This is a genomic window from Methylobacterium sp. 88A (genome assembly GCF_000376345.1).
Lineage (GTDB): Bacteria > Pseudomonadota > Alphaproteobacteria > Rhizobiales > Beijerinckiaceae > Methylobacterium > Methylobacterium bullatum.
The window spans coordinates 3,829,250-3,849,070 of record NZ_AQVT01000001.1 but is presented as its reverse complement, the minus strand read 5'-3'; the positions used below and the strand labels follow the sequence as shown (position 1 = coordinate 3,849,070).

The following is a 19,821-nucleotide window of genomic DNA, read 5'->3' as shown; positions in this document are numbered from 1 at the left end:
GGGGTTCGGTGCGGCAGGGTGATGGGAGAGCAATGATTGGGACGGAGGAGGCGAGCGGGCGTGGCGGGCCCATCGCCCATGGCGGCGATCTCGATGCCGCCCAGGCGCTGTTCCCGCACGGCGAGCTGCCCTGGATCGACCTCTCCACCGGGATCAATCCGGTCCCGTATCCCTGTCCGCCGCTGGAGGCCAGCGCGTTCCGGCGACTTCCCTCCCGCGCCGACCTGAACGCCCTGTGCGCCGCCGCCGCCCATGCCTACGGCGTCGCCGATCCGGCGCGAGTCGCGGCGGCGCCCGGCACGCAGATTCTCATCGAGACGCTGCCGCGCCTGAGGCCGCATTCGCGCGTGGCCGTCATCGGTCCCACCTATGGCGAGCACGAGGCGGCGTGGCTCCGGGGCGGACATGCCGTGACGTTGGTGCCTGATCCGGCCCAGGCCGAGGGGGCGGACGTCGTCGTCGTCGTCAACCCGAACAATCCCGATGGCCGGACCTGGGAAGCGGGCCGTCTCCTCGATCTGGCGGGACGGATCGCCGGGCGCGGAGGCTGGCTCGTCGTCGACGAGGCCTTCATCGACCTCGAAGCGGTGGAGTCCCTCGCACCGCGAGCGAGATCCGGCCTGGTGGTGCTACGCTCCTTCGGCAAGACCTATGGCCTTGCCGGCATCCGTCTCGGCTTCGCCCTTGCCGAGCCGGCGCTCGCCCTGCGGATCGGCGCGGCGCTCGGACCCTGGGCGGTGCCGGGACCGGCGCTCGCCATCGGCCGGGCGGCGCTGTCCGATGGCGCCTGGCTGCGGGAGGCGGCCATCGATCGTCACGCCGACGCGCTGCGCCTCGATCGGCTGCTCGCCTGCCGGGGAGGGCGCATCGTCGGCGGCACGTGCCTGTTCCGCACGGCTGCGTTCGACGACGCGCCAAGTCTTTTCCGGCGCCTCGGCGAGGCCGGGATCTATGTCCGCCGGTTCGAGGCCAACCCGCACTGGCTGCGCTTCGGCCTGCCGGCCGACAAGGGCGAATGGTGCCGCCTGTCCCACGTCCTCAAACCCGCCTGATCAAGCGGGCTTCGTCCGCGACCGGTCGAAGATCGCCACGAGGAGCCCCCCGCCCGAGAGCAGGGCGCCCACTGCGCAGACGCCCGGCCACCCCGCCATCAGGAACGCCTGCGAGCCGGCGAAGGCCCCCAGCGCCCCGAATACGAACATCACCGTGAACAGCACGGTGTTGACCCGGCCCCTCGCTCCGGGAACGAGGGCGTAGGCTCGGGTCTGATTGGCGATGAGCGCGCCGTTGAGGCCGATATCGATGAGCAGAACGCCGACGGCCACCGCCACCAGCGAGACCTCCCCCCCGAGCCAGAGGACGAGGAACGACGCGAGGACGAGAGCGGCGCCGGTGACGACCACCGGTCGGGCGCCCTTCCGGTCGGTATAGCGTCCGGAGAGCGGGGCGACGAAGGCGCCGCAGACCCCGATCACGCCGAACAGGCCGGCGCCGGCGGCGGTGAGATCGAAGGGCGGGGCCTCGACCAGGAGGGCCAGGGTCGCCCAGAACGCATTGAAGCTCGCGAAAAGAAGGCCCTGCGAGAGGCTGGCATTGCGCAGGATGGGCTGCGTCTTCACGAGATGCAGGATCGACAGCATCAGCGCGCGGTAGCGCAGCGGTTTGGTCTGCTTCGTCTTCGGTAGCGTCGCGGCCGCCACGGCGGCGATGACCAGGGCCACGACAGCGGCGGCGAAGAACACCGCGCGCCAACCAAAATGCGCGCCCACGAAGCCGCTCACCGTCCGGGCGAGGAGGATGCCCGTGAGCAGGCCCGTCATCACTTGGCCTACCATCCGGCCGCGGCTCTCGTCCGGCGCGAGCTCGGCCGCGAAGGGGACCGCCTGCTGAGCGGCCGAGGACAAAAACCCGATGAGGAGACAGGCGACCGTCAGGAAGGCGAGGGTCGGCGCGAGGGCGGCACCCAGAAGCGCCACGCTCAGGCCCAGCAATTGCACCACGATGAGCGTCCGCCTCGGCCAGGCATCCCCGAGGGGCACGAGGCCGAGAATGCCGAGCCCGTAGCCCACCAGGCACGCGGTGGGAACGAGGAGGGCGGCACGCTCACCGAACTCGCTCACCAGAACCGCGAGGAGGGGCTGGTTGTAGTAGATGTTGGCGACGGCGCCCCCGGCGATCAGGGTCAGGCCGAAGCGCGCCCTGGCGGTGAAGCCGTGGCCGGAACCGGTGCCGGGCTGCATGCTCAGGCTCGCACCGGAGCGGCGCCGTCCGCCGTGCCAAGCCGATGGAAAAGCGATGAATTGTTCGTCATCCGGTGGGGCGGGTCCGTGAGCGACGGGATGGGTGTGCCTCCGGTTAGGGGCGCCAGCGCGCGGGGGCAACCCGTGGGCGCGCGAAATGGCCCCACGTCAGAGAGCGGGCCGCGACGGGCCACACCTTCCATCGGATGCGTCGATCCCCATATACGAATCGTTACCGGATAAAGACGTGGCGCGTCTCTGTGGCGAAGTCCCGCTTGGCAGGAGCCAAGTCGTTCTGTCACACTCCCGACCGTCGAGACGAGTCGGTCTTCAAGTCCAGGGGACAACACCGCGTATCGACAACGGAGTTTGGAATGCCGAATTACCGAGTCAGCTTCGCCAAGCAAATTTTCGGCGTGCCGTTCACGATTGGATGTGTCGAGATTTCACGGGCGCGTGATCCTCGCCGGGCTCAACGCGCGGCGGAACTTCGTTTCGCGCGCCAACATGGCGTCGAGGATTGGCGCGAGCGAGCCGATCGTGTTGCCATCGAGGCCGCTCAAGCCTGACACGACAGGTGATCCGCCCCGAAAGTGAGTACAGGACTTCGGGAAGACGGTTCTTGGGTCGTCGCCTCGTTTCCCCAATCCGCAGCGGCTGCGGCATGGTTCCGCGGTCAAAGCCCTGGCCCTCGGTCGGTCTGCGACATAGACTGGAGCTTGCACGTGTGTTCGGCGGGTTCGGCATCTCGCGGAACTTGCGACAGGGGCAAGGAGCAGGCGGCGAGCCATGGCGGCGATCTCGTTTTTCGGCGACCTGCTTCAGACCATCAGCGACCGTGGTCGCGATCTCATCGGAATCGGCCGCGGCGACCTCGCCTCAAAGGCCAATGCGCATGAGCTCATCAAGCTCTGCGAGGATCTGATCTCCCGGCGCGGCGAGGCGTCGGGCGTTGCGCTCGCCCGCCTGATCCTCGAACGCTACGCCAGCCTCGCGCGTGCCGAACGGCTCGTCTTCCTGCAGGGTATCGCCACCGTCTTCGGCGCCGATCACGAGGCGGTGGACGATGCCATCGCCGCCTATCGTCGAGACCCGACGCGCGCCGCCCTCGGCGTGCTCCACGAGGCGGCCGAGCCGCGCAGCCAGGAACTCATCCGCCGGCTCAACCTCGCCCGCAACGGCACCCTCGCCCTGGTGCGGATGCGGGAGGACCTGTTCGTCCTGCGAAAGGACCTGCGCGGGAACGAGGCCGATCCCGACCTCGTCGATGCCGTCGACAGCCTCGACAGCGATTTCGAGCACCTGTTCGCCTCGTGGTTCAACCGGGGGTTCCTGGTGCTGCGCCACATCGACTGGACCACCCCCGCCCATATTCTCGAGAAGATCATCCGCTACGAGGCGGTGCATGAGATCGCTGGCTGGGACGAGCTGCGCCGACGCATCGAACCCACTGACCGGCGCTGCTTCGCCTTCTTCCATCCCGCCTTGCAGGACGAGCCGCTGATCTTCGTGGAAGTGGCGCTCACGGACGGCATCGCGCCGGCCATCGCGCCGATCCTCGCGCATGGGCGCGAGCCCCTGCCCACTCGGGCCGCCACCACCGCGATCTTCTACTCGATCTCGAACTGCCAGAAGGGGCTTGCCGGCGTCACCTTCGGCAATTTCCTGATCAAGCAGGTGGTGGAGGATCTCGCCCGCGAGATCCCGAGCCTCAAGACCTTCGTGACCCTGTCGCCGGTGCCCGGCTTCTCCGCCTGGCTCGATCGTGAGCGCCGCTCCGATTCGCCGCAGGGCCTGACCCGGGACGACGTCGAGGCTCTGCGGGCCATCGACGAGCCGGGCTGGCACGCCGACAAGGGCAAGTCCGATGCGGTGAAGAAGGTGATGATCCCCGCCGCCGCCGCCTATTTCTTGCGGGCCAAGAACGAGCGAGGCAAGCCCCTCGACCCCGTGGCGCGGTTCCATCTCGGCAACGGAGCCCGCCTGGAGCGGCTCAACTTCCTCGGTGACGTCTCGCCCAAGGGGCTCGGCCAGTCGCGCGGGCTGATGGTCAATTACCTCTACGATCTCTCGGCCATCGAGAAGAACCACGAGACCTATGCCAATCTCGGCACCGTGGCGGCATCGAGCAGCGTGAGCCGCGAACTCAGGACCAACCTGCCGCCGATTCGCGCCGTGGCGTTGGCCGAGGCTTGATTTCGAGGCGTCGTCCGGCCACGGCTGTCCGTTCGATAACGGCTGGACGACGTCATGCGTAACCATCTCTTCGATCTCATCCGGGCGAGCCTGCCCGCCGATCCCGCCTCGCGGACTTTCATCGAGACCGGCGACGGCGCACGGATCACCTATGCGGACATGCTCGACCGCTCGGCTGCCTATGCCTCCGCCCTCAAGGCGCTCGGGGTGAAGACCGGTGACCGCGTCGCCGTCCAGGTCGAGAAGAGCGCCGAGGTGGTGTTTCTCTATCTCGGCGCCGTTCGCGCCGGCGCCGTCTTCCTGCCGCTCAACACCGCCTATACGGCCCCCGAGATCGCGTATTTCCTCTCGGATGCCGAGCCGACCCTGTTCGTCTGCGACCCCGCCCGGCTCGCCGCTCTCGAACCGGTCGCCGCCGAGGCGAAGGTGCCTGCCCTGCGTACCCTCGACGGGGCGGGGCGCGGTAGCATGGCGGAGGCGGCTGACGCGGCCGGCACCGCTTTCACGGATGTGGAACGCGGCCCCGACGATCTCGCGGCGATCCTCTACACCTCGGGCACCACCGGGCGCTCCAAGGGCGCCATGCTCAGCCACGACAATCTCGCCTCCAACGCCGTGACCTTGGTGAAGGCCTGGGGCTTCACCGCCGACGACGTGCTGATCCATGCCCTGCCGGTGTTCCACACCCACGGCCTGTTCGTGGCCACCAACATCGTGCTGCTCGCCGGGGCCACGGCGATCTTCCTGCCGAAATTCGACCCGAAGCAGGTGCTCGCCCTGATGGGCCGGGCGACCTCGATGATGGGCGTTCCGACTTTCTACACGCGCCTGCTCAAGGAGCCGGGCCTGACCCCCGAAGCGGCGGCGACGATCCGCCTGTTCGTCTCCGGCTCGGCCCCGCTCCTCGCCGAGACGCACCGGGATTGGCAGGCTCGCACCGGCCACGCCATCCTCGAACGCTACGGCATGACCGAGACCAACATGAACACCTCGAACCCCTATGACGGCGAGCGCATCGCCGGCACGGTGGGCCTGCCCCTGCCGGGCGTCTCGCTCAGGGTGGTCGATCCCGAGACGGGACGGGCCTTGTCCGCCGATACGGTGGGGATGATCGAGGTGAAGGGGCCGAACGTGTTCCAGGGCTATTGGCGCATGCCCGAGAAGACGGCCTCCGAATTCAAGACGGACGGGTTCTTCATCACCGGCGATCTCGGCAAGGTCGACGAGCGCGGCTACGTCCACATCGTCGGGCGCGGCAAGGATCTCATCATCACCGGCGGCTACAACGTCTATCCGAAGGAGGTCGAGAACGAGATCGATGCGCTTCCAGGCGTCGTCGAATCCGCCGTGATCGGCCTCTCCCATGCGGATTTCGGCGAGGGCGTCACGGCCATCGTCGTCGCGCGTCCGGACGCTCCGGGGGAGCAGGAGATCCTCCGTATCCTCGAAGGGCGTCTCGCCCGGTTCAAATGCCCCAAGCGCGTCCTCTTCGCCGACGAATTGCCGCGCAATGCCATGGGCAAAGTGCAGAAGAACCTGCTGCGCGAGGCGCATGCGGATCTCTATCGCCGCTGAAGGGTAAGACGGCGGAACGCTTTGGCGGGCCGGCGGTTCTCGTCATCGAACGGCCAAGCTCGCGCCGTCTCCGTACCGGTTGCCGTCATGCCCTCGTCTCAGCCTCACCGTCCCGAGCCCACGGGGCCGGGCTCCACCCATTCCGTGGTCTGGACTCTGGCGATGGGGGCGGCGCTCGTAGCCCTGTCGCTGGGGCCGCGGTCGCGCCGCGCCAGACGCCAGGCTGAACCACCTCAGCCGCGACGCGACGAAGGCGCCCGCTCGCATAGTGGGCGCAGCGCCGAATGGGTCGCGGCGACACAGGTCCATCGCGGCCGTGCCGCAGACAGCCCGACCGAGATCACTCGCGCCGGTTGGAAGGACATCGCCGTCCGCGTCTATCTGGAATTCAACAAGGACCGCGTGCTCGCGGTGGCCGCCGGGGTGACGTTCTTCACCCTGCTGTCGCTGTTCCCCGCCATCGCCGCCCTGGTCTCCTGCTACGGTCTCGTTGCCGATGTCGGCGCCATCAACGAGCACCTCTCCAGCATGCAGGGCGTGCTGCCCTCCAGCGCCATCGACATCATCGGCGAGCAGGTGAAGCGGATCGCCGCCAAGGACAACGGCACGCTGGGCCTGACGTTCTTCTCCAGCCTCGTCCTGTCGCTCTGGAGTGCGAACGCCGCCATGAAGGCGATGTTCGATGCTCTGAACGTGGTCTACGAGGAAGACGAGAAGCGCTCCTTCGTGATGTTGAACCTGCGCTCCCTGACCTTCACCGTTGGGGCGCTCCTCTTCACCATCCTCGCGCTCACCAGCATCGTCGTACTGCCGGTGATCTTCAACTTCTTCGGGTTCGGGCAGGGGGCGAGGCTCATCGCCCTGCTGCGCTGGCCCTTCCTCCTTGTCGTCCTCCTCGGCGGCCTCTCGCTGCTCTACCGCTATGGCCCGAGCCGCGAGCGACCGCGCTGGCGCTGGGTCGGCACGGGTGGCGCTGTGGCGGGCATCCTCTGGCTCGCCGCCTCGATCCTGTTCTCGTGGTATGTTGGCAGCTTCGGCAATTACAACGAGACCTACGGTTCGCTCGGCGCCGCCATCGGCTTCATGACCTGGATCTGGATCTCGACGACGATCGTGCTCCTCGGTGCCGAGATCAATGCCGAGATGGAGCATCAGACGGCTCGGGACACGACGACGGGACCGGAGAAGCCCATGGGCGACCGTGAGGCACGGATGGCGGACACGATCGGCGCGGCCGCGTGACAGGGTGCGGTACGGCCTCGGGAGTCCTATTTCTCCAGCATATCCCGATGAACCGGAGGCCATCATGAGCGAGACCCAGGCAGGCACCGTCCAGCGCAGCGAGGACGAGTGGCGCGAGATCCTGACGCCGGACCAGTACCGTGTCCTGCGCGAGCACGGCACGGAGCGGGCGGGCACGAGCTGCCTCAATGCCGAGAAGCGCCCCGGCACGTTCCACTGCGCCGGCTGCGATGCCCCGTTATTCGAGAACACCACGAAATTTGAATCCGGCACTGGTTGGCCGAGCTTCTTCGATCCCATCGACGGCGCGGTGGAGACGACGACCGACCGGAGCCACTGGATGGTGAGGACCGAAGTGCACTGCGCCCACTGCAAAGGTCATCTCGGCCACGTCTTCGATGATGGCCCGGCGCCGACGGGGCTGCGCTATTGCATGAACGGCATTTCACTGCGGTTCGAGCCGAATGCGTGAGCTCATTGGTATAAAAGGATAAAAATCGGGGCCGGGCTTACGAGGCCGGCCTTGATTTAGTCCCATTTTTTCTTAGTCGAATGAAAGTGGTCTTCCCATTTGTGTGCCGTCGGCGGTGCGAGGCGGGAAAACGATCGAATTCGGACGGTTCGTGCCGGCTGGTTTCCACAGGCCGGGCATTCCGTCGCTGCCGAAACAGGGTATGGCTTCGAACGGCGCCGACATTGCGCCCATGGCGCGGCGCTCCGGAGGAGGGCCTGCCATGATGAGCCGATCCGGGGGGAGAGAATACATGAGTGTCGTTCGTCGGTTTCTGGTCGCACCTGCGCTCGTCCGCCTGATCCGCAAGGAGCGCGGCGGTTCGAAGATCACCGAGGGCTATTTCGCTCCCCAGGCCGGTCGCACGTCCTATGTCCGCGTCGATGGCCAGAACTGCCATCTCGTTCTCGTCACGACGGCGCCGGATGGAACGTCGAGCGAGGAGCGGACCGACGTTCCCCGCGCCCATGGCGATGCCCTTCTGGATGTCTGTTCAGGCAAGGCGATCTACGACCGCGCCGTGCTCGCGCTCGGCAACGGCCGCGAGGCGCTCGTCGACCGCTACGCGACACCGGGAGCCCTCGACTTGCTCAGCGTCGTGTTCGACGACACCGCCCAGGCCGCTGCTTTCGTACCCCCAGCCTGGTTCGGCGAGGACGTCTCCGAGAATTCCGCCTATGACCGCCATACCGTGGCGATCCAGGGTGTGCCTCAGACCGGCGAGGTTCCCCTGAACAACGCCGCCCTCGAAGCGATCCTCGATCTGCTCGAGCCGCGCTTCGGTTTCGGCCGCTTCAATGCCCCACCGCCGAAGGCCGGCGAGGACGAGGCGACCCTTCGGGCGAACCGCCGTGCAGCCGCTCTGGCTGCCAAGGCCGCTGCTCCCGCGGCCCTCCCGGTGGAAGAGCCCGCGCCCCAACCCGTCCTTGAGGAACGGAGCGAGCAGCGTCGGGAAGAGCCCGCCGCCGCGGAGGAGACCGCCACGGACACTCCGATCCGCACCGATGCCCGCATCGACGACGTCATCGAGAGCCTGTCTCAGGCTCTGGGTGCCTCTCAGCCGTCCCGCGCTCCTGCACGCGACGACGATCCGGCCGCCGAATTCGAGCGCTGGACCGTACGTCCCCGCCGTACTCCGCAGACCTGAACCCTTGGGACCGGAGGTGGGGCATGCCCATCTCCGGGCTCTTCGCGAGGACCCGGCGGCACCGGGCATATTCGGACAAGTCGATCGCCAACGATTGTATGCAATAGCGCGGCAGAAGCCTGTCGCGTTACAGAAGCAGCCCATCCTCACGGTTTCGGCGGGAAACAAAGATAATCTCTCATAGCCGCGTTGAGGCGAGGGATTAAACTCGCTAGCGTCTCGGCAAGACAGACGAGCGTGCGCTCAACGAGGCGCCTGTGAGGGAACATGGTTCAGACCACCGTCCATGCCGGAGGCAGCGCGCCGGCAGCACCGACACCTCACGAACCTTGGTACAAGGTCCTCTACATCCAGGTGCTGATCGCCATCGCACTTGGCATCCTGCTCGGATATCTGCACCCCGAATGGGGCAAGTCCGTGAAGTGGTTGGGCGACGCCTTCATCGCACTGATCAAGATGATGATCGCGCCGATCATCTTCTGTACCATCGTTCACGGCATCGCCTCCATCGGCGACTTGAAAAAGGTCGGCCGCGTTGGCTTGAAGGCGCTGGTCTATTTCGAGGTTGTCTCCACCATTGCGCTTCTCATCGGTATCCTCGTCGGTGAGGTGGTGAAGCCGGGAGCCGGTTTCAATGCCGATGTGACTAAGCTCGACGGTAAATCGGTCGAGAAATACGCCAAGATCGCCGCCGACGATTCCGTCACCGGCCACATCATGGCTCTGATCCCGAAAAGCTTCTTCGACGCTTTCGCCACAGGCGACCTGCTTCAGGTTCTTCTCATCTCGATCCTCACCGGCGTCGTGGTGACAGGCATGGGCAAGCGCGGCGAGGCCATCACGCACGCCATCGACACGGCGGGCCAAGTCTTCTTCCGCATCATCGGCCTCGTGGTGAAGCTCGCGCCCATCGGTGCCTTCGGCGCCATGGCCTTCACCATCGGTCAGTATGGCATCGGCAAGGTGATCGATCTCGCGTGGCTGGTTGGCACCTTCTACGTCACGGCCTTCCTGTTCGTGGTCCTGGTCCTTGGCGGCATCGCACGGGTGGCCGGCTTCTCGATCTTCAAGTTCCTGGCCTACATCAAGGACGAACTCCTCATCGTGCTCGGCACCTCGTCCTCCGAGACGGTGCTGCCGCACATGATGACGAAGATGCGCCGCCTCGGCGCCTCGGATTCCGTCGTGGGCCTGGTGATTCCTACGGGCTACTCGTTCAACCTCGACGGCACCAACATCTACATGACCCTGGCGACGCTGTTCCTGGCCCAGGCCGTGGGCGCTGACCTGTCCTTCGCCCAGTACGCCACCATCATCCTGGTCGCGATGCTGACCTCGAAGGGGGCCTCCGGTGTCACGGGTGCCGGCTTCATCACCCTCGCGGCCACGCTCAGCGCCATCCCCAACAATCCGGTGCCGGTGGCCGCCATGACCCTGATCCTGGGTGTCGATAAGTTCATGTCGGAGTGCCGGGCCATCACCAACCTCATCGGCAACGGCGTCGCCACGGTGGTGGTCAGCCGCTGGGAGGGTGAACTCGACCAGGAGAAGCTGAACCAGGTCATGGCGCATCCCTTCTCCATCGGCACCGACATATCGGATCATGCGCCCAACATGGACCAGGAGTCCGCTCCCCGTCCGGCCGTCGCCGCACAGTAGCTCCGCATCGTGGATCCTGCGCGCCTGCGCATCGGGATAGACCTCGGCGGCACCAAGATCGCCGGCATCGCCCTCGATGCCGGCGGAGCCGTGCGCGCCGAGGCGAGGATCCCGACCCCGCGAAACGATTACGACGCCACCCTCGGCGCGATCGTGGCGCTGGTCCGGCGCCTGGAGCGGGACGCCGGAGGCGTCGGCAGCGTCGGTATCGGCATGCCGGGGGCCATCACCCCCGGCAGCGGCCTCGTGAAGAACGCCAACTCGGTCTGGCTGAACGGCAGGACTTTCGTCATCGATATCGAGGCACGGCTCGGCCGACCGGTCCGCGCCGAGAACGATGCCAATTGCCTTGCGGTCTCCGAGGCGGTGGATGGCGCGGGCGCCGGGGCACGGGTTGTCTGGGCGATCATCCTCGGGACCGGCGTCGGCTCCGGCATCGCCATCGACGGGGTGGCCCTATCGGGTGCCAACCGCATTGCCGGTGAATGGGGCCACAACCCGCTTCCCGCGCCGCGCGACGACGAACGGCCCGGCCCGTCCTGCTATTGCGGGCGGCACGGCTGTATCGAGACCTGGCTTTCTGGCCCCGGCCTCGCCGCCGATCATGCCCGCCGTGTCGGTGCTCCGGCGGCGACCGGTGAGGCGGTGATCGCCGCTGCGCGCGCCGGTGATGCCATCGCATCCGAGAGCATCACCCGCTATCGGGAGCGTCTCGCCCGCAGCATCGCCGGCGTCATCAACATCCTCGACCCCGATATGGTGGTCCTCGGCGGAGGCTTGTCGACGGTGCCGGAACTGACCGCCGATCTCGACGCGCTTCTTCTTCCGCACGTCTTCTCGGATGAGTGCGGAACACCGATCCGGGTGAGCCACCACGGCGACGCATCCGGCGTGCGGGGTGCAGCCTGGTTATGGGGCATCCCCGCCTGAGCCTCTCCCCATCGCGCCCCGCAGCCGGTATGGACGGGGACAATCACACAACGACGTGAGCGTATTCCCATGACGAGTCTGGCTTCCCTCGATCCCGCCGCCCGCGACGCGCTTCACGCGAAGACCCGCGAGGCCTACGAGGCTTTCAAGAGTCGCGGCCTCAAGCTCGACATGACCCGTGGCAAGCCGGCGCCGGAGCAGCTCGACCTGTCCAGCGCGATGATGTCGTTGCCGGGCAATGGCGATCATTTCGCCGAGGCGGGTGACGATGCGCGCAATTACGGCGGCCTCCAGGGTCTGCCGGAAGCGCGCGCCCTGTTCGCGCCGATGGTGCAGGCGCCGCCGGCCCAGATCGTCATCGGCGACAATTCGAGCCTCGCGCTCATGCACGATTGTATCGCCTGGGCCCTGCTGAAGGGCGTGCCCGGCTCGGTGAAGCCCTGGTCGAAGGAGGACGAGCCGGTCTTCCTCTGTCCCGTTCCCGGCTACGACCGCCACTTCGCCATCTGCGAAGCCCTGGGCATCCGCATGCTGCCCGTCCCCATGACCGGCCAGGGGCCGGACATGGACGTGGTCGAGAAGCTGGCCGCCGATCCGGCCGTGAAGGGCATGTGGTGCGTGCCGAAATACGCCAATCCGAGCGGCGAGACCTATTCCGACGAGACCGTCAGGCGCCTCGCTTCCATGGAGACCGGCGCCCCCGACTTCCGCCTGTTCTGGGACAACGCGTACACCGTCCACCACCTCACCGCGACGCGCCACCCCCTCGCCGACATCCTCGCCCTCTGCGAAGAGGCTGGCCATCCCGACCGGCCCTTCATCTTCGCCTCGACCTCCAAGGTGACCCTGGCGGGAGCGGGCATCGCCATGTTCGCTTCCTCCCCGGAGAACGTACGCTGGTTCCTCGGCCGCTCTTTCTTCCGCACCATCGGGCCGGACAAGCTCAACCAGCTGCGCCACGTCCGCTTCCTGAAGGACATGGCCGGCATTGAGGCGCATATGGAGAAGCAGCGCGCGCTCATCGCGCCGAAATTCCAGGCTGTCCTCGATGCTCTGGAGGCCCGCCTCGGCGGAACCGGCGCGGCGACCTGGACGACGCCCGAAGGTGGCTACTTCATCACCGTCGATACGGTGGACGGTGCGGCGCAGCGGACCGTGGCTTTGGCCAAGGAGGCCGGCATCGCCCTGACGCCCGCCGGCGCGACCTCTCCTTACGGACGCGACCCGCATGACCGCACTCTGCGTCTTGCGCCGACCTTCCCCTCGCTCTCGGACGTGAAGGCGGCGGCGGAGGGAATCGCCCTCTGCATCCTCCTCGCCGGACTCGAGACCGAGAAGGCGGCCTGACGCAGGCCGCCACTCATGGCGCATCCCTCCGCACCGCGCCCGGGCGGGGGGAGCTGCCCGGGACGCGCATCGAAGCATCTGCCTAAGGCGGGGAATTCACCGGGGCCGCCCCATCCCGCTCATTCGTCGCAGATACTACAGGTCGTGATCCTCCCCCCATATTGGCGGACGGTCTGAACGTTCGTGAGATCAGGTGGTGAAGGGGGCTCTCCCGGCCTGCGACAGGGCGGGAGACGTCACCGCCCCGAGGCGGCGGTGACAAGGAAGCCGAGCCCTATGGCCTCAGCGGAAGCCGCCGACCCTGCGGTCGCGCTTGCGCTCGGCGGCGGGTTGATACGCGATCTCGGCGTGGTGGGTGCAATAGGGCAGGCCGGTGATCGAGCGGTCGCCGCAATAGTGGAACTCCGGCGATGTCGGATCGCCCAGCGGCCAGCGGCACATGGATTCGCGCAGATCCATGATGGTTACGCGCTTGGACACGGCGAGCGGCATGCTCGGCGCGGCGACCACCGCATTCGTCTCGGGAAACAGCAGGCTCGGCGCGGCGACGGGATCGGCCGCGGCCGTCATCTCCACGACGTTGTCGGCCTCGGCTTCGCGGATTGCCGGCTTCTTGCGGCCGTTGCCGGGCGAATCCGCCGCTTTCACGCGGCCCGACAGACCCAGCCGGTGGACCTTGCCGATGACGGCGTTGCGGGTGACGCCACCGAGCTGCGCTGCGATCTGGCTCGCGCTCAGTCCCTCGTCCCAGAGGCGCCGCAGTACCTCGACACGCTCGTCCGTCCAGCCAGCACCGGTATCCGTCATCGCCCCCTCCGACATCCGCTCGATTCCCCCGACCGACACGGGACGATCCCTGCGACACCTCGCATGGCCACTCCGTCCGTTGCCATACGGATGGTGGTCGCGCAGGGCACCCTTACGACGACGACCGGAACCGTACAGGACGCCTCGACACGGATGCAAGAGCACCCGGAGGGAGGGGGGGACTTTCCACCGGCAAACCGTCGGGGGCGTCCCGCGCGCACTCCGAAAGAGCCGGCCGGGACGCGGCTCCGCCGTGACGGCGAAGGCGTAATCCCTCGTTCACCCCCGGCCGCGCCGCCCGCTGGCCAAGCTTCTCCTTGACCTGCGGCGGGATCGGGCGAGAAGCGCGTATTTCACCACGAGCCGAGTAGCGAGAGGCAGGTCATGGCCGCGACCGATCCGACCGAGGGACGCCGCCCCGGCGAGGTGCCGCCGCGCCTCGAGACGCGCGGGCTCAGCGTCGAGTTCGGGCGCAAACACGCCCTCGACGACGTGTCCCTCGCGGTCCGGGCTGGAGAAATCATCGCGCTTCTCGGTGATTCCGGTTGCGGCAAGAGCACCCTGTTGCGAGCGGTGGCGGGCCTCGAACAGCCGAGCGGCGGGCTGGTCCTGCTCGATGGTCAAGCGATGAGCGCCCGGGTGCCGCCGGAGGAGCGCGGCGTCGGCCTGATGTTCCAGGATTACGCCCTGTTCCCCCATCTCACCGTCCTGCAGAACGTCCGCTTCGGTCTTCACCGGCTGCGCGCCGATGAAGCCGATGCCGTCGCGAAGGCGCGGCTTGAGCAGGTCGGCCTCGCCGACCGGGCCGCGAGCTATCCCGGCTCGCTCTCGGGCGGGGAGAGCCAGCGCGTGGCACTCGCCCGTGCCCTGGCGCCGGGGCCGCGCGTGCTGCTTCTCGACGAGCCGTTTTCGAATCTCGACCGGCGCAACCGCGACAGGGTGCGGGCCGACACGCTCTCGGTCCTGCGCGTCACCGGCGCCACCGCGCTCCTGGTGACACACGATCCGGAGGAGGCCTTGCTGGTGAGCGACCGCATCGTCCTGATGCGGGGCGGGCGCATCGTCCAGATCGGCACCGGCGCGGATCTCTATCGCCGCCCCGTCTCGTGGTTCGCCGCGAATTTCTTCGGCGATCTCATTGCTTTTCCCACGCGCTGCATCGACGGCGCTGCGGTGACGCCCTTCGGCGCGTTTCCGGCGCCGGGGATCGCGGACGGTGCGCCCGTCACCGCCTGCGTCAGGCCCGAGGCGATCGGGGTGGCGCACGCAGAATCCGGTCATCCGGCGCGGGTGATCCGGCGGCGTTTCCTCGGGCCCGTCGTGGAGTTGACCCTGGCGGCGGATGGATTTCCCGAACCGTTCCGACTCACGGTCTCCCAAGAGACGTCGGCGGGGGAGGGCGATCGTGTGGGCCTGACCGTTGCGAAGGGAGCGGGGCTGGTTTTTGCCGCCGGACTGGATTAACCGAGCCTTGCTGTTCGTGCCCGGTAATATCCAGAAGTATAGTTTTTAACGATGATAAACTGAGGACATAAGTCTTGCTTTTCTCTCGAAGATGCGGCCCAGAACCGGTCATTGAGAGAAGAGGGATGGACGTCATGGTCGGTTGGGTCTCGAAATGTCTGATCGGCGGTGCGACCGCCTTCGCCTGGATCGCCGGAGCGACCGCCGCCGAAGTCAACATCTACACCACCCGTGAGCCTGGCCTGATCAAGCCCCTGCTCGATGCCTACACCGCCAAGAGCGGCGTCACCGTCAACACCGTCTTCGTCGAGAAGGGCCTTGCCGAGCGTGTGGCCTCAGAGGGCGAGCGGTCCAAGGCCGACGTGCTGATGACCGTCGATATCGGCAATCTCATCGAGCTTGTGGATCGCGGCCTCGCCCAGCCGGTCCGCACGGAGACCCTGGAAGCCGCCGTTCCGGCGCCCTCGCGCGATGCCGGCGGCCTCTGGTACGCCCTCTCCATGCGCGCCCGCGTCGCCTATGCCGACAAGGACCTCGCGGAGAAGGCCCTGACCTACGAGGATCTCGCCGACCCGAAATGGAAGGGCAAGCTCTGCCTGCGCTCGGGCCAGCACCCCTACAACACCGCACTCATCGCTCATTACATCGTCAAGCACGGGCCGGATAAGGCGAAGGAATGGCTGACCGGCGTGAAGGCCAACCTCGCGCGCAAGCCGTCCGGCGGCGACCGTGACGTAGCCCGCGACATCCTGGCCGGAACCTGCGCCGTCGGTCTCGGCAACTCCTACTATGTCGGGCTGATGCGTTCGGGCAAGGGGGGCCCGGACCAGCAGAAATGGGGCGACGGGATCAAGGTCGTGCTGCCGGTCTTCACCAGCGGCGGCACTCATGTGAACGTCTCCGGTGCGGTTGTCGCCAAGAGCGCGCCGAACCGCGACGAGGCGGTCAAGCTTCTCGAATACCTCGTCTCCGACGAAGGCCAGGGCCTCTATGCGAAGGCCAATTTCGAGTATCCGGTGAAGGCGGGTGCGCCGATCGACCCCCAGCTCACGGCGCTCGGCCCATTGACCATCGATACCGTGCCGCTCGCCGAGATCGCCCGTAACCGCAAGGCGGCGAGCCTGCTGGTGGATACGGTGGGCTTCGACAACTGAAGCCCCGGCCGATGTCGGCCGCCGTCGAACTGGCCCGATCGCAGCCCGCGATCGGCTCCGAGGCCGCTCCGAGTGCGGCGCCGCGCTTGCGCATCGCCCCCATGGCCTGGGCGGCGGGAGCCCTCGCGCTCGCCGCCCTGATCCTCAGCCCGGTGGCGTCCCTGGCGCTCACCGCGGCGGGAGGGTCGAGCGAGGTCTGGCCGCATCTCCTGGCGCATGTCCTGCCTCAGGCGACGATCACCACGGCACTGCTCCTGGGCGGCGTCGGGCTCCTCGTCGTCATGCTCGGTGTCGGCTCGGCCTGGCTCGTCTCGGCCTATGAGTTCCGAGGCCGCCGCTTCCTGGAAATCGGGCTGCTGCTGCCCCTGGCGGTGCCGACCTACATCGTCGCCTTCGCCTATCTCGACCTGCTCCATCCCATCGGCCCGGTCCAGAGCACCCTGCGCGATCTTCTCGGCGTGGCGCGGCCGAAGGATCTGCTGCTGCCGGAGATCCGGTCCCTGCCGGGCTGCATCCTGCTCCTCGGCTTCGTGCTCTACCCATACGTCTACCTGCCGACGCGGGCGCTTTTCGTGATGCAGGCGGGCACTCTCATCGAGGCGGCGCGCATCCTCGGGCGTTCGCCGACGGCGGTGTTCTTCCACGTCGCCTTGCCGCTGGCGCGCCCCGCCATCGCCCTCGGCACCAGTCTCGCCCTGATGGAGACGCTCAACGATATCGGCGCCGCCGAATTCCTGGGCGTGCGGACACTGACGGTGCAGGTCTACGCCACCTGGATCAACCGGTCCGACCTGCCCGGCGCGGCGCAGATCGCCCTGGTCATGCTGGCGATGGTGCTCCTGCTGCTGACGGCCGAGCGCTGGGGACGGCGTGGGCGCGGCTATGCCGGCACGGCCCAGCGCCAGCGCGGCATGGCCCGCCATCGCCTGTCCGGTGCTGCGGCCACGGCCGCCTTGTGCCTCGGCCTCTTCCCCATCGCCATCGGCTTCCTGATCCCTGCGGCCTATCTCGTCCATTCCGCCATCGCCCGCGTCACCCGGCTCGGATTTCCCCGAGGCGTCATCGCCGAGGCGGGAAACACTCTGCTCTATGCCGGCCTCGCTACCCTGCTCGCGGCAGTCTGCGGGTTCCTCGTCGCCGCCGGCCCCCGCCTCGTCGCGCGGCGCTTCGGGCAGGGGCTGATCCGCATCGCCGCCCTCGGCTACGCGCTCCCCGGGGCGATCCTGGCGATCGGGCTGCTCGGCCCGCTGGCGCTCGCCGATGCCTCTCTGTCCCGCATCACGACGGCGCTGTTCGGCGTCGCTCCGGCGCTCATCGGCGTCGGTGCGGGTGGCGCTCTCGTCATCGCCTATCTCGTGCGCTTCCTCGCGGTCGGTGTCGGCGCCTGCGAAGCAGGCCTGGCGAAGGTGCCAAGCTCTCTCGGGGAAGCCGGGCGCATGCTCGGCCGGGGCCCCGTCGGCACGCTGATGCGCGTGCACCTGCCGATGACATGGCCGGCCGTGCTCAGCGGCGCGCTCCTCGTCTTCGTCGACTGCGTCAAGGAACTGCCGGCGACCTTGCTCCTGCGCCCGCTCAACGTGGAGACCCTGGCGACACACCTCTACGGGGAGGCGGTGCGGGGCACCTACGAGGACGGCGCGGTCGCCGCCCTGCTCATCGTGGTCGTCGGCCTGATCCCGGTGGCGTTGCTCATGCGCCTGGGCTCGGCGGAGAACGCCCCGAGGGGCGGATAACGTCCCGGACCGCATCCCGTCGGAGGAGGGCGAGGACCGTCTCCGGTGGCGAGCTGCCGACCGCCCTCTGATGTCGGCTTAGCGAGAAGGCGACAGAGGCCCTTGACGGGCGCGTGGGCCTCGCCCTAGAAGGCCCTCGGTCCGGGTGCGTAGCTCAGCGGGAGAGCATTCGCTTCACACGCGAAGGGTCACAGGTTCGATCCCTGTCGCGCCCACCATTCCCTCAAGCCGCAGCGACAGCCGGCACGAGGGCATCCACCGCCCCCACCAACTCATCGAAATGCTGGATCACCCGCGTGGGGCCGAGTTGCTCCACCGGCAGGTCGGTATAGCCGAACGGCACCGCGATGACCGGGATCCCCGCCGCCTTGGCCGCGTCGATATCGGCGCGTGAATCTCCCACCATGACGGCGCGCGAGACGTCGCCCTTGGCCTGCTCGACGGTCAGAGTGATATGGGCCGGGTTCGGCTTGTAGACCGGGAAGGTGTCGCGGCCGCAGATGGCAGCGAAGCGTCCGGCGACGCCGAGCTCCTGCAGAAGCTGCTTGGCATGGGCCTCGACCTTGTTGGTGCAGACCGCCAGCAGGAAGCCACGTGCGCTCAGCGCATCGAGCGCCGCCCCGACACCGGGGAACAGGTAGGAATGCTCGCTGAGATGCCGACCGTAATGGTCGAGGAAATCGACGAAGAGCGTCTGCAGGCGGGCGTTGTCGATGGGTTCGCCTGCGGCCTCGAAGCCGCGCTGGATCAGTGCTTTCGCCCCGGCGCCGATCATGTCGCGGGCCCGGTCGAGGGGGAGAGTCGGCAGGCCCTCGCGGGCGAGGATCGCGTTGAGGGTCCCGACGAGATCGCCCGCGGTCTCGGCGAGGGTTCCGTCGAGGTCGAACACGACGATGGGCGGCAGGCTTGGCATGGGGACTCGCAAGGTTGGTGGAGTGGCGACGGGTGATCTCGGGTTGGATGAAGGCGTGACGGTGGGCGGGGCACGGATGCCGCAGGCCGAGAAAAATCCGATGCACACGCAAAGGCTTAACGCACAGGTCGGGCTGCTTTCCGTGCCACGATGCTGTAGAATCCGACCATGATGCGATCAAGGCCGCCGCGAGCGGGTCACGGTTGCGCCGCAAGGCCGCTATAGGGAAGCTGCCGCGAGATTCCCCCTGCAAGATTCATCTGTCTGCATCAGGACATGAAGGCGACCATGCGTTCGACACTGCCGACCGACCGTGCGTTCATATCCGCCGTTCCCGCCGCCTCCACCCGTTCGCGGCGAGCCATGGGATGCCGGGCCGGGATCGCGCTGGCCCTTCTCGCCTTTATGGCCGCCTCCGCCTCCGCCGCCTCGTTCGAGTTCGTCCCCGCGCCGCAGATCGACCTCAACCGGGTCTACCGCGTCGACAAGGTCACGGGCGAGGTCACGTCCTGCCAGTACGGGCTGCGCGAAGGCGCTGTAGGCAGTGTCGGCCTCACCGTCTGCTACGGCTCCGGCGAGGGCGCCAGCGCCCAGGCCCCGTCCGAATACGGCCTCGTCGCCTCCCGCCACACCCGCGAGGCCGGGGTATTCCGCGTGAACTACCGCACCGGCGAGATGAGCATCTGCTACGTCCAGCTCCAGAAGGAGGCGGTGGTGTGTACCGCCCAGGCGAACCCGGCCGCCAGCGGTCCCGAGGAAGCCGTGGCCACGGGACAGGCGCCCGGCCGCGCCGGGCCGAGTGCCACGCCGCCCCAGAACACCCGCCCCTGACGGCGATCGGCGCGCAGGTTCGGCGACAGCCGCGTTGGACGGCGTTGCCAGCCGTGCTAGGGCCACCGGACT

Annotated in this window: 17 protein-coding genes and 1 tRNA gene; 15 read left to right on the top strand and 3 right to left on the bottom strand. The window is 67.8% G+C overall.

Annotation, left to right across the window (positions count from 1 at the left end):
* The first annotated feature begins 32 nt into the window (after positions 1–32).
* Positions 33–1,052, top strand: coding sequence for a threonine-phosphate decarboxylase CobD (cobD, locus tag A3OM_RS0118420; RefSeq protein WP_018045251.1), 1,020 nt, complete (start codon positions 33–35; stop codon positions 1,050–1,052).
* Here cobD and A3OM_RS0118415 read toward each other — a convergent pair whose 3' ends face one another.
* Positions 1,053–2,240: an MFS transporter gene (locus A3OM_RS0118415; RefSeq protein ID WP_018045250.1), complete on the bottom strand. Its 1,188-nt coding sequence runs from the start codon at positions 2,238–2,240 to the stop codon at positions 1,053–1,055. It abuts the gene before it with no gap.
* Between the two features lie 374 nt (positions 2,241–2,614).
* Between A3OM_RS0118415 and A3OM_RS25405 the strand changes: the two genes are divergently transcribed.
* The 9 genes from A3OM_RS25405 to A3OM_RS0118370 all read left to right on the top strand — a co-directional run bounded on the left by A3OM_RS25405 (position 2,615) and on the right by A3OM_RS0118370 (position 12,847).
* A complete protein-coding gene (locus A3OM_RS25405) occupies positions 2,615–2,809 on the top strand; it encodes a hypothetical protein (RefSeq protein ID WP_081612690.1) in 195 nt (64 codons plus the stop codon).
* A 220-nt stretch (positions 2,810–3,029) separates the two neighbouring features.
* Entirely contained in the window at positions 3,030–4,436 is a 1,407-nt protein-coding gene (locus A3OM_RS0118405; RefSeq protein WP_018045248.1) for a malonyl-CoA decarboxylase, read from the top strand.
* 54 nt (positions 4,437–4,490) lie between these two features.
* Positions 4,491–6,011, top strand: coding sequence for a malonyl-CoA synthase (locus A3OM_RS0118400; RefSeq protein ID WP_018045247.1), 1,521 nt, complete (start codon positions 4,491–4,493; stop codon positions 6,009–6,011).
* A 162-nt stretch (positions 6,012–6,173) separates the two neighbouring features.
* Positions 6,174–7,253, top strand: a complete 1,080-nt coding sequence (locus tag A3OM_RS0118395; protein ID WP_018045246.1) for a YihY/virulence factor BrkB family protein — start codon at positions 6,174–6,176, stop codon at positions 7,251–7,253.
* A gap of 64 nt (positions 7,254–7,317) precedes the next feature.
* Positions 7,318–7,725: a peptide-methionine (R)-S-oxide reductase MsrB gene (gene msrB / locus A3OM_RS0118390; protein ID WP_018045245.1), complete on the top strand. Its 408-nt coding sequence runs from the start codon at positions 7,318–7,320 to the stop codon at positions 7,723–7,725.
* Positions 7,726–8,017: 292 nt separating this feature from the next.
* Positions 8,018–8,911 carry a hypothetical protein gene (locus A3OM_RS0118385; RefSeq protein WP_018045244.1) on the top strand — a complete coding sequence of 298 codons (894 nt, stop codon included), beginning with the start codon at positions 8,018–8,020 and terminating at the stop codon, positions 8,909–8,911.
* A 267-nt stretch (positions 8,912–9,178) separates the two neighbouring features.
* On the top strand, positions 9,179–10,570 hold the full coding sequence (locus A3OM_RS0118380) for a dicarboxylate/amino acid:cation symporter (protein WP_018045243.1): 1,392 nt from the start codon (positions 9,179–9,181) through the stop codon (positions 10,568–10,570).
* A 9-nt stretch (positions 10,571–10,579) separates the two neighbouring features.
* Positions 10,580–11,500: an ROK family protein gene (locus A3OM_RS0118375; RefSeq protein WP_018045242.1), complete on the top strand. Its 921-nt coding sequence runs from the start codon at positions 10,580–10,582 to the stop codon at positions 11,498–11,500.
* A 69-nt stretch (positions 11,501–11,569) separates the two neighbouring features.
* Entirely contained in the window at positions 11,570–12,847 is a 1,278-nt protein-coding gene (locus tag A3OM_RS0118370) for a hypothetical protein (protein ID WP_018045241.1), read from the top strand.
* Between the two features lie 282 nt (positions 12,848–13,129).
* Here the strand turns inward: A3OM_RS0118370 and A3OM_RS0118365 are convergent, their stop codons facing one another.
* On the bottom strand, positions 13,130–13,669 hold the full coding sequence (locus A3OM_RS0118365) for a GcrA family cell cycle regulator (protein WP_018045240.1): 540 nt from the start codon (positions 13,667–13,669) through the stop codon (positions 13,130–13,132).
* Positions 13,670–14,038: 369 nt separating this feature from the next.
* On the opposite strand from A3OM_RS0118365, the gene A3OM_RS0118360 reads away from it, so the two are divergent.
* From A3OM_RS0118360 to A3OM_RS0118345, 4 genes are all read left to right on the top strand, one after another.
* The gene (locus A3OM_RS0118360; RefSeq protein WP_018045239.1) at positions 14,039–15,118 is read left to right on the top strand and encodes an ABC transporter ATP-binding protein; all 1,080 of its coding nucleotides are present in this window, start codon (positions 14,039–14,041) and stop codon (positions 15,116–15,118) included.
* A 125-nt stretch (positions 15,119–15,243) separates the two neighbouring features.
* Entirely contained in the window at positions 15,244–16,272 is a 1,029-nt protein-coding gene (locus A3OM_RS0118355) for an extracellular solute-binding protein (protein WP_018045238.1), read from the top strand.
* Positions 16,273–16,373: 101 nt separating this feature from the next.
* Positions 16,374–18,005, top strand: coding sequence for an iron ABC transporter permease (locus A3OM_RS0118350; RefSeq protein WP_043764880.1), 1,632 nt, complete (start codon positions 16,374–16,376; stop codon positions 18,003–18,005).
* Between the two features lie 143 nt (positions 18,006–18,148).
* Positions 18,149–18,223, top strand: a tRNA-Val gene (locus tag A3OM_RS0118345).
* 5 nt (positions 18,224–18,228) lie between these two features.
* Here A3OM_RS0118345 and gph read toward each other — a convergent pair.
* The gene (gene gph / locus A3OM_RS0118340; RefSeq protein ID WP_018045236.1) at positions 18,229–18,918 is read right to left on the bottom strand and encodes a phosphoglycolate phosphatase; all 690 of its coding nucleotides are present in this window, start codon (positions 18,916–18,918) and stop codon (positions 18,229–18,231) included.
* 363 nt (positions 18,919–19,281) lie between these two features.
* Between gph and A3OM_RS0118330 the strand changes: the two genes are divergently transcribed.
* Positions 19,282–19,749 (top strand): hypothetical protein, encoded by a 468-nt coding sequence (locus A3OM_RS0118330; protein ID WP_018045234.1) that lies wholly within the window; start codon positions 19,282–19,284, stop codon positions 19,747–19,749.
* Positions 19,750–19,821: the final 72 nt, after the last annotated feature.

Bases quoted from the DNA above. Each gene is read 5' to 3' on its own strand.
- cobD (WP_018045251.1), top strand. From the start codon at position 33: ATGATTGGGACGGAGGAGGCGAGCGGGCGTGGCGGGCCCATCGCCCAT.
- A3OM_RS0118415 (WP_018045250.1), bottom strand. From the start codon at position 2,240: ATGCAGCCCGGCACCGGTTCCGGCCACGGCTTCACCGCCAGGGCGCGC.
- A3OM_RS25405 (WP_081612690.1), top strand. From the start codon at position 2,615: ATGCCGAATTACCGAGTCAGCTTCGCCAAGCAAATTTTCGGCGTGCCG.
- A3OM_RS0118405 (WP_018045248.1), top strand. From the start codon at position 3,030: ATGGCGGCGATCTCGTTTTTCGGCGACCTGCTTCAGACCATCAGCGAC.
- A3OM_RS0118400 (WP_018045247.1), top strand. From the start codon at position 4,491: ATGCGTAACCATCTCTTCGATCTCATCCGGGCGAGCCTGCCCGCCGAT.
- A3OM_RS0118395 (WP_018045246.1), top strand. From the start codon at position 6,174: ATGGGGGCGGCGCTCGTAGCCCTGTCGCTGGGGCCGCGGTCGCGCCGC.
- msrB (WP_018045245.1), top strand. From the start codon at position 7,318: ATGAGCGAGACCCAGGCAGGCACCGTCCAGCGCAGCGAGGACGAGTGG.
- A3OM_RS0118385 (WP_018045244.1), top strand. From the start codon at position 8,018: ATGAGTGTCGTTCGTCGGTTTCTGGTCGCACCTGCGCTCGTCCGCCTG.
- A3OM_RS0118380 (WP_018045243.1), top strand. From the start codon at position 9,179: ATGGTTCAGACCACCGTCCATGCCGGAGGCAGCGCGCCGGCAGCACCG.
- A3OM_RS0118370 (WP_018045241.1), top strand. From the start codon at position 11,570: ATGACGAGTCTGGCTTCCCTCGATCCCGCCGCCCGCGACGCGCTTCAC.
- A3OM_RS0118365 (WP_018045240.1), bottom strand. From the start codon at position 13,669: ATGTCGGAGGGGGCGATGACGGATACCGGTGCTGGCTGGACGGACGAG.
- A3OM_RS0118360 (WP_018045239.1), top strand. From the start codon at position 14,039: ATGGCCGCGACCGATCCGACCGAGGGACGCCGCCCCGGCGAGGTGCCG.
- A3OM_RS0118355 (WP_018045238.1), top strand. From the start codon at position 15,244: ATGGACGTCATGGTCGGTTGGGTCTCGAAATGTCTGATCGGCGGTGCG.
- A3OM_RS0118350 (WP_043764880.1), top strand. From the start codon at position 16,374: ATGGCCTGGGCGGCGGGAGCCCTCGCGCTCGCCGCCCTGATCCTCAGC.
- gph (WP_018045236.1), bottom strand. From the start codon at position 18,918: ATGCCAAGCCTGCCGCCCATCGTCGTGTTCGACCTCGACGGAACCCTC.
- A3OM_RS0118330 (WP_018045234.1), top strand. From the start codon at position 19,282: ATGGGATGCCGGGCCGGGATCGCGCTGGCCCTTCTCGCCTTTATGGCC.